Consider the following 12671-nt stretch of genomic DNA (forward strand, 5'->3'; position numbering starts at 1 on the left):
CTGGAAATTCATTCTTCCCGCTGCGACTCAACGCAGCGAAAAGTCCTCGTAAGTCAGTGTCAGGCTGGGGTGATAGGCCGGATCATCGAACAGTCGATGCCGCCAGCGCCGGCGCATGTAATCCGCTTCCCGGCTCGCCCGTTGCCGCTTGGCGTTGGTGTCGTCGGCGCCTCGAGAAACGGACTCGTGGTGATAGAGTTCGGCAAACGGCGTCCACAGGTTGCGGTAGCCCGCCTCGCGGACCTTGAGACAGAAATCGACATCGTTGAACGCCACCGCCAGGTTCTCTTCGTCGAGACCGCCCACGGCATCGAACAGTGACTTGCGCACCACCAGACAGGCGGCAGTAACGGCGGAATAATTCTGCGCCAGATGCAGACGGCTGAAATATCCCGGTTCGTGACGCGAAAAGTACTTGTGCGCGTGGCCGGCGACACCGCCAACCCCGAGGAGAACGCCGGCGTGCTGGACCGTGCCGTCGGGGTAGTAGAGCTTGGCACCGACACAGCCGATCTCGTCGCGACAGGCCTGACCGACCATCTCTTCCAGCCAGTCCTCGTTGATCGGTTCGATATCGTTGTTGATCAGGCCGAGAATGTGCCCGTTGGCGTGACGCGCCCCGAAGTTGTTGATGGCCGAGTAGTTGAACGGCTGCGGCCAACGCAGCACGCGCACCCGCGCGTCCGTCGCGATGTCATCGAGAAAGGCCAGCGTCTGCGGGCAGGTCGAACCGTTGTCGAGGATCAGAAGTTCCAGGTGCGGATAGCGCGTCCGCTCGAGTATCGCCTCGACGCAGGGGCGCAGGATCGATACCTGATCGCGGGTCGGTATCAGCAGGCTCACCAGCGGAGCGGGATCCGGGATCGGCCAACGGACACGGTAAGTATTGGGGAATTTCCCCGGCTCGACACTCGCGCCTGCGGCGTGCCGAGTCAGGTAGTCCTGCACCGCCTGCAGACCGGCATCTGCGGTGTACGCCTTTTCCACGGCGGCCGACGCCGTCGAGCCGTGACCGGCGTGCCAGTGATAGAGCACATGCGGAATTCTGACGATCTGGTCCGGATCGAGTCCGGCACAGAAACGCAATGTCAGATCATGATCCTGGCTGCCTTCGAAGCCCTGGCGGAACCCGCCAAGAGAGTTGACGCGCTCGGTGCGATAAACGCCGAGATGCGAGACATAGTTCTGTCCCAGCAGCAGGTCGGGATTCCACGCCGGCTTGAAGTGCGGGTCGAAGCGCTCGTCGAAGTCATCGATCTTGTCCTCGTCGCTGTACAGAAGCGCCGCCTGCGGCTGTCGCTGCAAGGTCTCGATCACGTGGTAGAGCGCTTCCGGCACCAGACGGTCGTCGTGATCGAGCAGCGCTACATAGTCACCGCGGGCACGTGCCAGCGCGGTGTTGCTGGCCGCGCAGATATGGCCATTGGTCGGGCGAAAGACCACCTCGATGCGAGAATCCCGCTCGGCATAGTGGGAAAGCCGTTCATGCACGCGGGGATCGGTCGAGGCGTCATCGGCGATACATAGCTGCCAGTTCGGATAATGCTGGGCCAGCACCGACTCGATGCAGTGATCGAGATCCTTGATGACGGGGTTATAGGTCGGCAGCAGGATCGAGATCAGCGGACGATAGGAAAAAGTGGTCAGCCGCCGAGATATCTGCTCGATGGAGAGCACCGGCTGCTGTACCAGCCATTGCCGATAGCTCTTGCGCGGACAGAGGCGAACGAAAGTCTCCTCGTACTGCTTCAACGCCAGCGCGCGCCAATGAAGCTTCTGCGCCTGTGCGCTCAACTTCAGTTGGGAAAGCACCCTGGCCTTGGGCGTCTCGAGCCACTGACCGTGCAGGTTGGCCAGCCGCTGAGCCAGACGATCGTGGGCGAACCATGGGGTTAGCCACACCAGCCGCAGATGATCGACGACGAAGCACCCTTCCGCTTCCAGCGGATCGAAGCGAATTCCTCGGATACCGGCCCCGATGAAACACAACCGTTTGGCGATCCGCCCCGGCCGTAGCGTCAGGTAAAAACTTTCCGCCTCGTTGAATCCCTGTCCGGTATCGACATATAGCCGCGCCGAGCCGCTCGGCTGATCATGGCGGATACCGATTTCGAGCATGTTCCAGCCCGGCAGGGGTAGCTGGCGACGCCAGGCGAATTGCGGATCGTTGCCCAGCGAACGCCAGTTATAAAGGCCAGCCACACCGTCATCGACCGTCAGGGCCTCGAGCTGATGAATGGGCTTCAGACGGGGGTAACAGACCACTCGCGTGGAGCGTTTGAGCCCGCGCCAGAACATCCAGTCCCTGGAAGCTGAGATTGGCGGCAGCGAAGTCTGCATCGGTACGCCCCTCATGATTCCAGCACGGGCTGGAGAGTGACGGTTCGCTGCACGCGATGGCGACCCAATGACTGCTGGGTCAGGGTGACGCGGCAATCGACGATGTCCCCCTGACCGGCCTCGAGCGGCAGATGGAAACCCACGAAAGCGCCGCGCGGTGCGCCCCATCGCAGCATCCCGGGACGCAGCGCATTGGCCAGCGTACGACCGACCTTGCGATCGTTGACCCAGACATCGATCTCGACGGGGCTGTCGTCGCCGGACCACCAGGCCCAGCCCACCACCTTGTCGGCGACGCACTGTTGAATCGCGCCGTGGACGAAGGGTCGACCCTGTTCGAACAGCGCCAGCCGGGAATCGAACAGCCGCTGACACTGCTGATAGAGCTGAAAATCTTCGGCATTCAGCGCCCGCAATGCGGCTTCGTCGTCTGCGCTGATATCGTAGGTGTGATCCACCGTCGCGTGCCCCAGATTTTCGGACATGCCCGGGATTTCCCAGTCATACAGCGCATTCAGCATCGCCAGCGATTCGGGATAGCGCTCCGTCAGCCCGATGAATCCCAGAGCTTCGATCCGAGTCGATTCCAGGAAACGACTCTGCCGATTGATCATGTCGTGGCGGCGGTAGAACGCCGAGAACGTGTCCTGGTAGCCATGGTGGCGAACGAAGTGGTGATATTCGGAGGCCAGGCGCTGCAAGGGGTTCCGCACGAAGGAGAAGCAGTGGCGCAGCCCAGCCAAGTGTGCGTACTTCTCCAACTTGACGTGGCCGCCCAGCAATTGCACGTCCCGGGCGGAAAGGATCTGCCACAGCCGCCACACATCGCGGCGCTCGTAACCCCAGCGCACCACTTCGGGAGCGGTTTCACGCTGCTTTTCGCCGTAATCGTGCCATACCCGGTCTTCACCGAGATGGGCTTTGGCTCCCAGGCGGAAGCTCGTCCCCGCCGTCTTGGGGATATGCACGAAGAAACACGGCTGGCGCCGGGCCGGGAAAGCTTCGGGAGCGAGATCCTGACTGGCCTTGCGAACGCGACTCAAAAGCTCCGGCGAAAACTGGACCGGCTCGTCGTTCATGTCGTGGCGGTGAAAATAATCCAGATCGCGGGAGTGCATCGGCCCCATGTTGGCGCGTCCGCGGGACATCTTGGTATCGACGAACTCCTCCTGCGATTTGATGTTGTAGTGGTAAATCTTCATCGGCGTGTCGATCACGCTCTGGGTGCGCCCGGACTGCGCCTTGCCCTCGATGAAATCCACCGTCTGGCCATCCGCCGAGAGATAGCGATAACCCGGTTTCAGCTGTGCCGTATGTGGCGTCATCGACAGTACCCGCGAAGGTTTGACGATCGATTTCACGTGGCAGTTGACGACTCGCGCACAATCGCTGGCCATGCTGAATCGCTCCAAAACGCCCCCCGGCTGGCGAAACCGCATTCCGGAAGACCCGAAAATTCGCCAGTTGATCGCCACCGCGCCCACTTCTTCCGACGCGAGTGTCGGTGCCAGCCATTCCAACGGTCTGTCGCAGTGCGGGTGCACCAGAAATTCGTCGACATCCATAAAGGCCATGTAGGTCGATTCGTGCCCGTGGTGCTCGAGTACGTGCTGATACCACAGGATCTGTGCTCGTTCTTCAGGCTCCCACTGGCAAGCGGTGACCAATCCCTGGCTTTGCCATTTCGCCAACAACAGCTCGGTATCGTCGCTGCTGCCGTGATCGGCGATGTAAAAGTGTTCGAAGCCGATCAGCCGGTGGTAAGCAATCCACTCCGGCAGGTACTGACGTTCATTCTTGACGATGGCGACCATCGCAAATCGATAACGGGGTTGATTGGCGGTGCGTGAAATCATTGGCGTAAGTTCCCAGGCAACTCGGGGCGGCGACTACTTCGCCGATCCCAAAACCGGGCCGACGTCCACTCGATGACGGTAGATGAATCGAGTGATGGCCCGGATCTTTCTATCGGTAATGGCTTCCCCGAAGACATCTGCGGCTTCGGCAAGACTCGTGAATCGAGGCTGACTGGCGGTACACGCCGAGTAGAGCTCGGCGGCGATATCGAAAGACGCCTCGGCAGGCGTGGCCGGTTGACCGCCGACGGAATGGATCATGACGCGTCGCATCGGTCCTTCCAGCCGATCCCGAAACTGGCCGGGGCTGCGTAACGGAACGTGATAGACGCAGGCCCCGCTCTTTTCGACGAACGCCACGGCCTCGGGCTCCGGCAGAATGGGGACATCCTTCTCCCCCGCGAATGCCTGGTGATAGGCCATGTGCACGCGCGTGCCGGGGCGCTTGCGAAACAGCACCTTGTGACGACTGTTCTGACGGCTGTCGACGCAGAGATACTCTCCTTCGAGAAACTGACCGCTCAGATCCCGTTCCTCGTAGTGACGACGCTTGGGTATCAGGTTGAGCCAGGGCAGCGGAAAGCACTCACCTGTCGTCCCGTGGATCACCCTGTCTGGCAACTCGGCGGCGAACGCGGAGAAGAACGCGCCTATCGACGGGTACGGCCCCAACGAAAGAAACTCGTCGGCATCGAAGCAGTAGACGAAGTTTTCCATCTTGGGATCGACGAACAATGACAACGCCCGGTTGACGTAAAACGCCTTGCGCCTTCCGAAATGGCCACGGCTCTCCAGCTCGACCAGATTGACTTCCAGGCCAGGAAAATCCTGGCGTAGCTTATCGACGCACTGGCGCAGAAAGTCGTGTTCCAGATAGCTGATGACAATCAAACGCTGGAACCCCAGGCGGGCATGATGCAGCAGCGATGACCAGACGATGTCACTCTCGCCACGCACCATGGTGAGGGCGGTAAAACAGATGTTCATCGTGGCGCGGATATCCGCGCGCATTGGATCGGCTGTCACGCATCCCCCTCGACCACTAAATTGATAACCATCACGTCCAGGATTCCCGGCGCCCTTTACCACGGTTTCTGTCGTCGCACGGCGCCGGCCATCGGTAGCGGATGACTCGACCCGTCGAAAACAGATCAACTGCGAGATTTCTCGTTGCCAACCCGACACCAGGTGTCGGCCAGGCGCTCGAATCAGCCAGTCACTCGCCAATGAATGGATTTCGGCCCACTTCGTTGATCAAGCGGCCCCACTTGAGAATTTCCATTTCATCCAGCGCATCCGCGCCGTGCAGTACTGCCGGGAATCCTAACGCCGCCCACTTATCCATCGGATGCAGGATATGGAACGTCGTCAGCCCGAGATCGCCGGGCATCTGGGCGTCAGCCACCACGTTGTCGCCGATGTGCAGATGGCGATCGATACCTTCGTTGGCGAGATCCTGCTTCACCTTGCGCCACATCGATCCGTTGTCCTTGCGCAGCTGCTCTTCGCTCGACACCATCAACCGGTAGGCCGCCGCAATACCGGCCTTGCGCAGCATCAGTCCCACCTGTTCGCGGTTGTAGTAGGTGTCGGAGATGACCCAAAGAATGTGGCCGTGTGCGGCGAGATGGTTGAACAGCTCGACCATTTCGTCCTTGGGCTGAATCATCTCGAGATCGAGTTCGTACTCGAGTTCCATCCATTCCTGAGCCGCTTCGGAATCCACATTCAGCTGATCTGCCAGCTCGTCGTAGATGGCCTCGATGCGAACGTCACCCTGATAATTGGCCCGCTGGCGCAGCGTCGACTCGGCATCGTTGCGCAGCTTGACGAATGCCTGGGCGGAGCTGACGAATCCCTGCTCGGCCAGCATTTTGCCCAGCTTCAGCTTGGCGTAATCGGGCACGGTAAACTCACGGCGAACCAGCGTATCGAAGACATCGAAACTGATGCAGGCATGCGCCTGGATACTGGCGATGTGTTGCTCCAGCCGACCGTGATAGCTCGCGGTGATGTAGCCGTTATCCGTCGTAAACTGGCCGGTAGGCGGGTAATAAAACAGCTGCTTGTAGCCGAGATTCTCGGCCAGCGGGCCTAGAATTCGCTCGAGCGCGTGAAGCATCGAATTGTCGTTGGGCAACGGCTCTTCCGGGAAATCCTCATAGGACCATGTCTGATCCAGCACCCCCTTCATGGCCCCGGGGCGAGACCAGAACATCCCCCCTGCGGGATAGCTCAGGAACTCGGGGACGTGTTTCAGCCCCAGCTTCTGCTGCCATTCGCGCATGAAGCCCTTGTTCATGGTCTGATGATTGACCCAGGAAGGCATCATCCAGAACGTGGTCGGGTAGTAGAGCCCCAACGATTCATCAGCCGCGTAGGCATTCAGCAGGCGCGTAATGACGGAAGTGTCGCGCAGCAGATATTCGATCAAATACTCCGCCCACTGGGTTTGTTCCTTGCCCGAATAGAGCGACTTCTTGGAGTGCAGATGACAGAACAGGTCGTAGCCCTGTAGCGCCTGACCATACTCCACCAGAGCCGGACCGAAATTTCGCCCGCGGTTAGGCACGACACGAGTCTCCAGCTTGCCAACACGTGCATGCTTACCGAACACTTCCTGAGCATGTGTTTCGAAGCTGGCGTCCGCCAGCGTCAGATAGACATCCACGACCACCGGAAACTGCTCGATCGCCTTGGCAAACCGATCGAGGAAGTCGACATAGAAAACATGTAGACAGAGCGCGACTTTCAGCTCGCTAGCCGCCTGGGTCAGCGTGTTGCCGGGCTCGATGATCTCCCGGGGATACCAGCGCACGGAGGCCGGCAAGTGCTGGCGCCCTTCGCTGCGTCCATGCAGCAGATAATGCTGTAGCGGGCTCTGCTGGGCATGGAAGACATCGATATACATCCGATGATAGGTCTCGCTATCGAACCGCGGTGACGGGTTCACCGGGGCAAAGCGGGACTTACGAATATAGTCATCGAAGGCTTCGCGTTGCGTGGAGAAGCGTAGACCGTAGGTAGCCTGGTACCACTTGGGATCGAACAACCCCGTGCCGAGCGCGTCCATGAACGCCTGGCCCATCAGCGACGCGTGAGCTCCGCCGCTGCCGGTAGTAACGCCCAAAGGCAGCTCGCTGGCTTCGCTCTCGTCATTACTCGCTTCGAGGATCGACGCGGCATCCGACAAGGCAGCAGCGTCAGGAAACGAAGGTGACTGTTCCTTTCCGATGATTTCCTTTCCAGCGATGAGGCTTGCAGGGGCAATATCATCATTGATGGCATCTCCATCGGCGACGATATAGGTTTCGGTCACAGTGACCATTTTCTTGTCATCGACGACGGATTCTTCTCGAGGCTGATCCTCGAGATGCTTTTCTTCCTGACCTTTCCCGGTAAAAGCCTTTTCCGATTTAGCTTCCTCCGACCGAATCTTTTCTACTCGCGCCTTTTCTGACCGAGCCTCGGGCACGACGATGTTTTCATCCATCCCCACGACTTCTTCGGCCGCCAGCCTTTTCCTGCGGGCTTCGCTGGCGATCTGGGTCTGAAATAGCCACGGTAGTAGCGACATCATTTTTCCCGTTGGTTTCATGTGGGCCCCCGCCTCTTGATTTATATTGCGAACATTTGCATCGGGCTGACCATACCGTTACCGGCGATATCGTCATCGACGTTAAAAAGGTGCCGTACATCATGAGGAATGCAGTTGGGACGAGTGGCAAAGACTTCGTAGAGATCCTGCACATCCTCGCTCGTGTAATTCACACCATGACGTCGACACATCAGGACATGGTCGATTGCGCCATCGAAGACCGTTTTCAGATCCTGAAAGTGGCGCTGTGTTGCCGCTTCACGCCCATAGAAATATTCGAATTCCCGATTGCTTTTCTGGCGAATATCGACCATCTGTCCGTGAGGCGCAGTCAACAGGCATTCGAAGAGCAGAGAGCGGTCGAGCATGGTACAGCCGTCGCGCCATCCGACTCCCTCATGAAAAACACCCTTCAACAGTGCATGGTGATCGCTGATCGCCGAGTCACCCGGCTTGGTCGCGATGAAATAGAGCCCGGTCGTATCCCGTTTCAGAATATGGGTCAGAATTTTCTGAATCGTGCCGGAGTAACCCAGATCCAGCATCAGGGGCCGCTTGTCGGGGTCCATCAAGCCACTTCGGCTCAAATAGGCAATCAATGACCGATATGTCGGAGAAACGACGCTTTTCAACGCATTGAAGTGTGGCGTCAGCCATTGCAGAACCAGGTCCCGGTCCTTGGGTAGCTCGCAGTTGAAGCGAAGAAGCTCGAACGGCAATGCCGAAAAGATTTCATGCAGCTGGAGACCGAACCGTTTTCGCATGAGGTCCAGTATGCTGCCCGCAAAGTCATTGCTCAGCGCCATCGGCATGATCGTCTCCGACCCCAGCATGGCGCGAAAAAGCAGCGTTCTGGACACCCGTAGATAGACGGGGTCATGCTGTAGCTCGATCGACGATTCACGCTGCAAGCGGGTCAGCAGACGATGGAAGCACCACCCCTCACGCGCCAGACAGACAGGCAGATGGCCGTCGGATTCCGCTTCAATGGATTCGGCATACACGTGCAGCGCGGGCCCAAGAAAGGTTGCCCCGAACTCATGTAGTGCTCGATTCTTGGCTTGCATGATGACGCCTCGTCGATATGTTATTGGCCACGAATCGTGACGTTTCTTTATTCATTTCGGCGCGTCTGACGGGGAGCCGAAGATTTCATCTTTTTCATGGTGTCGATACGACGAACACCAGGCTGACTAAAACGACGACATTCCTATCGACCGTTCAATCGCTGGGCTCTTAAATACCGTTCAATCGCTGAGCTCTTGAATCAAGTAGCGTTTAAACTAAAAATTTTATAAACACCATGCCCGTCATAATCTTCATCATGACAGTCGATCTTGCTAACGGCGTGGCTAACGACATGCGTGTCTACAAAAATCCAGTATCGATCAATCAATCGAAAAACTGACCAACAAATGAATCCTGAGGCTTGAAGTGTCGCAGAATAACGACATGACATCGCCACAATGTTGCGGAACCATGACAGCCCACACTTTCCCCGCCGTTAACCTCAGCGTGTCAAATACTTTCGACTTTCAACACCTTCCAATCGACGATCGCAGTTTATTGCTAGACTTTAGTCAGGTTAATCGCGACCCGGCTTTTGGTGAAGATGAATTTACTCATCGATATTCACCATCCAGCAACCCACTCATTAAAAACCGACGATCAATATCAGACATCTCATAATCGACAGTATTAAAAACAGTAAATAGAGATATTCCGATAATAAAGCGCCGTAGAAAATCGACGATGCGTTTTCCAGCGGGGAGTCGGAACGAGCGTCAGCGAAGCGTCACTCAGCGACGAGTTTCAGTCGAAGAAACGAGCGTCTTGCCACGGCCGACGGCGTAGTAGTCGACACCGGCGGCGGACATCGCTTCCGGATCGAACAGATTTCGGCCGTCGACCACGATCGGAAAGGTCAACTGCGCACGGATCCATTCGGCATCGAGTGTGCGAAACTCTTTCCATTCCGTGCAGACCACCAGCGCGTCGGCTCGCTTGACGGCCTGAATGCGGTCTGCCACCAGCACCAGGTCGTCACGCTCACCGTAGATCCGACGACACTCTTTCATCGCCTCGGGATCGTAGGCTTGTACCGTGGCACCGTGCGCCCACAGCGCTTCCATCAGCGTCCGACTCGGCGCGTCGCGCATGTCATCGGTTTCCGGCTTGAACGCCAGCCCCCAGACCGCAATCGTCTTGCCTTCCAGCGCCCCGCCCAGGGCATGGGAAAGCTTCTCGAACAGCGTCGACTTCTGACGCTTGTTGACCGCTTCGACCGCCTGGAGCAGCTCGGCTTCGTAACCGACCTTGCTGGCAGTACGAGCCAGCGCCTGAACGTCCTTCGGGAAGCAGGAGCCGCCATAGCCACAGCCAGGGTAGATGAAGTGGTAGCCGATTCGTGGATCCGAGCCGATGCCGCGACGAACGTCCTCGATATCTGCGCCCAGACGCTCCGCCAGGTTGGCAATTTCGTTCATGAAGCTGATCTTGGTCGCCAGCATGGCGTTGGCGGCGTACTTGGTCAGCTCCGCCGCCCTGACGCTCATGAACATCAGCTTCTCGCGGTTGCGGTTGTAGGGCGCGTAACATTCACGCATCAGGTCGCTGACGCGATCCGAGTCGGTGCCGACAACGATACGAGCGCCTCGAGTGAAGTCCTCCAGAGCCGAGCCCTCCTTGAGGAACTCGGGGTTGGAACAGACATCGAACGAGAGTTCGACAGCGCGTTCCGCAAGGATGCCTGCAATACGGTCGTGGACCTTGTCGGCGGTACCGACCGGGACGGTCGACTTGTCGATGACGACTTTGTAAGCATTCATGTACTGGCCAATGGTGGCGGCCACCGCGAGCACATATTGCAGATCGGCGCTGCCGTCCTCATCCGGCGGGGTCCCAACGGCAATGAACTGGAGGGCCCCATGCGCGACTGCCATTTCAGCGTCGACCGTGAATCGCAGTCGCTGGGCTTCCACGTTGCGAAGCACCATCGACTCGAGGCCGGGTTCGTAGATCGGGATCTCTCCCTGAACCAGGCGATCGATCTTGTTCTGATCGATATCGACACAGACCACGTCGTGGCCAACATCCGCCAGACAGGCGCCGGTAACCAGGCCCACATAGCCGGTACCGAAAACGGTGATCTTCATCCGAGAAACTCCCAAGAGTGTGCGATGCTGCCTGCGGGGCAGCTCAGAAAGTCGAGATGGCAAGACCGAATGGCCTGACGCCTGATAGCGAGTACCCAAGAGCCCGAATCCCATCGAGACGAACGCTCAGGTGAGCGCTCGATAGAGATCCAGGCTGACTGACGCCTAGGCAAACGTCGCCGCGTCAGCCAGAGAACTCCCCTGCTCGTCCTTGTCGGACGTCATCGGTCTGTCGCCAACCAATGGCCAGTCGATGGCCAGCTGCGGATCGTTCCAGTGCAGGCTGTATTCGTCGCCCGGCGCATAGTAGTCCGTGCATTTGTACTGGAACTCGGCGACGTCGCTGGTCACGTAGAAGCCATGAGCGAATCCTGGCGGCACCCATAACATCTGGCGATTGTCTTCATTCAGCAGCGCTCCGACCCATTGGCCGAAAGTGGCTGAGCTGCGCCTCATGTCGACGGCGACGTCGTAGACCTCGCCTCGCGTGACCCGCACGAGCTTCCCTTGGGGCTGTTGCAGCTGATAATGAAGCCCCCGCAGAATGCCCTGGCCGGACTTGCTGTGGTTGTCCTGTACGAAGGTGTAGTCGCCGCAGTGCTCGATGAACTCGCTGTGACGAAACGTTTCGAGGAAGAACCCGCGCTCGTCGCCGAAGGTTCGGGGCGTTATCAGCACGACGTCAGGGATGGTCAATTTTTCGTAGTTCATGTCATTCGTTCCTCAGCCTACGATGGGGGCGCGTCGGGTTACTGGCCGCCAACGGCTGCCGCTTTCGCTACCGTCGCTCCACGTCGCGAGTCCTCCAGGCGCTCCAGCAGATACTGGCCGTACCCGGTTTTCTTGAGCGCGTTGCCGCGTTCGGCCAGCGTCGCGTCATCGATCCAGCCCTGATTCCAGGCAATCTCTTCCAGACAGGCAACCTTGAGTCCCTGACGGTGCTCGATCGTCTGCACGTACTGACCCGCCTCCAGCAGACTGTCGTGGGTCCCGGTATCGAGCCAGGCGAAGCCGCGGCCCAGCCGCTCGACGCGCAGATCGCCACGCTCGAGGTAGGCGTTATTGATACTGGTGATCTCCAGCTCGCCGCGCTCGGATGGTTTGACCCGATGGGCGATCTCGACCACATCGTTGTCGTAGAAGTAGAGACCGGTGACCGCATAGGGCGATTTCGGCTTGATCGGCTTCTCTTCGATCGATAGCGCCTTGCCCGAGGCGTCGAAATCCACCACCCCGAAGCGCTCCGGATCCTTGACCAGATAGCCAAATACCGTCGCCCCTTTTTTCGCTTCCGAGGCCCGGGTCAACTGCTCGGTGAAGTGCTGTCCATGGAAGAGATTATCTCCCAGTACCAGGCACACGGAGTCGCTGCCGATGAACGACTCGCCGATCAGAAACGCCTGGGCCAGGCCATCGGGCGATGGCTGCTCGGCATATTCGAAGCGCACCCCGAATTGGGTGCCATCACCCAGCAGATACCGATACTGCGGCAGATCGGACGGTGTCGAGATGATCAGAATTTCGCGGATTCCGGCCAGCATCAGCACCGAAATCGGATAGTAGATCATCGGCTTGTCGTAGACCGGCAGCAGCTGCTTGGAGATGCCCTGCGTGATCGGGTGAAGCCGTGTGCCGGAACCGCCGGCCAGAATGATGCCCTTACGTGCCATGGTTAAGCTCCTATTCGATGCCAGGATCGATTCAGATTTTAGATAACGGTAT

The 12671-nt window shown here is 58.6% G+C and carries 8 protein-coding genes; all 8 read right to left on the minus strand.

All coding sequences use genetic code 11. The features are described 5' to 3' along the window. Positions 1-27: 27 nt before the first annotated feature. Positions 28-2340 (minus strand): glycosyltransferase family 2 protein, encoded by a 2313-nt coding sequence (locus DOM58_RS04970; RefSeq protein ID WP_188113772.1) that lies wholly within the window; start codon positions 2338-2340, stop codon positions 28-30. Between the two features lie 11 nt (positions 2341-2351). Further along, complete coding sequence (locus DOM58_RS04975) at positions 2352-4196, minus strand: glycosyltransferase family 2 protein (RefSeq protein WP_110691965.1); 1845 nt, start codon at positions 4194-4196, stop codon at positions 2352-2354. Positions 4197-4229: 33 nt separating this feature from the next. Next, positions 4230-5222: a hypothetical protein gene (locus DOM58_RS04980; protein WP_157957489.1), complete on the minus strand. Its 993-nt coding sequence runs from the start codon at positions 5220-5222 to the stop codon at positions 4230-4232. Positions 5223-5412: 190 nt separating this feature from the next. Beyond that, positions 5413-7773: a rhamnan synthesis F family protein gene (locus DOM58_RS04985; protein WP_223162130.1), complete on the minus strand. Its 2361-nt coding sequence runs from the start codon at positions 7771-7773 to the stop codon at positions 5413-5415. Positions 7774-7814: 41 nt separating this feature from the next. Next, positions 7815-8861, minus strand: a complete 1047-nt coding sequence (locus DOM58_RS04990; protein WP_110691967.1) for an HAD family hydrolase — start codon at positions 8859-8861, stop codon at positions 7815-7817. Positions 8862-9593: 732 nt separating this feature from the next. After that, positions 9594-10949 carry a UDP-glucose dehydrogenase family protein gene (locus tag DOM58_RS04995; RefSeq protein ID WP_110691968.1) on the minus strand — a complete coding sequence of 452 codons (1356 nt, stop codon included), beginning with the start codon at positions 10947-10949 and terminating at the stop codon, positions 9594-9596. Positions 10950-11114: 165 nt separating this feature from the next. Then, positions 11115-11660, minus strand: a complete 546-nt coding sequence (rfbC, locus tag DOM58_RS05000) for a dTDP-4-dehydrorhamnose 3,5-epimerase (protein ID WP_110691969.1) — start codon at positions 11658-11660, stop codon at positions 11115-11117. A gap of 38 nt (positions 11661-11698) precedes the next feature. Continuing rightward, the gene (rfbA, locus tag DOM58_RS05005; RefSeq protein WP_075561203.1) at positions 11699-12619 is read right to left on the minus strand and encodes a glucose-1-phosphate thymidylyltransferase RfbA; all 921 of its coding nucleotides are present in this window, start codon (positions 12617-12619) and stop codon (positions 11699-11701) included. Positions 12620-12671 lie beyond the last annotated feature (52 nt).

Origin of the sequence: Salinicola halophyticus (genome assembly GCF_003206695.1) — a bacterium.
Lineage (GTDB): Bacteria > Pseudomonadota > Gammaproteobacteria > Pseudomonadales > Halomonadaceae > Salinicola > Salinicola halophyticus.

What these genes read in the sequence shown, in the direction of transcription:
- DOM58_RS04995 (WP_110691968.1), bottom strand. Translation starts at nt 10,949, where the DNA reads ATGAAGATCACCGTTTTCGGTACCGGCTATGTGGGCCTGGTTACCGGC.
- DOM58_RS04975 (WP_110691965.1), bottom strand. Translation starts at nt 4,196, where the DNA reads ATGATTTCACGCACCGCCAATCAACCCCGTTATCGATTTGCGATGGTC.
- DOM58_RS04990 (WP_110691967.1), bottom strand. Translation starts at nt 8,861, where the DNA reads ATGCAAGCCAAGAATCGAGCACTACATGAGTTCGGGGCAACCTTTCTT.
- DOM58_RS04985 (WP_223162130.1), bottom strand. Translation starts at nt 7,773, where the DNA reads ATGTCGCTACTACCGTGGCTATTTCAGACCCAGATCGCCAGCGAAGCC.
- rfbC (WP_110691969.1), bottom strand. Translation starts at nt 11,660, where the DNA reads ATGAACTACGAAAAATTGACCATCCCTGACGTCGTGCTGATAACGCCC.
- DOM58_RS04970 (WP_188113772.1), bottom strand. Translation starts at nt 2,340, where the DNA reads ATGCAGACTTCGCTGCCGCCAATCTCAGCTTCCAGGGACTGGATGTTC.
- rfbA (WP_075561203.1), bottom strand. Translation starts at nt 12,619, where the DNA reads ATGGCACGTAAGGGCATCATTCTGGCCGGCGGTTCCGGCACACGGCTT.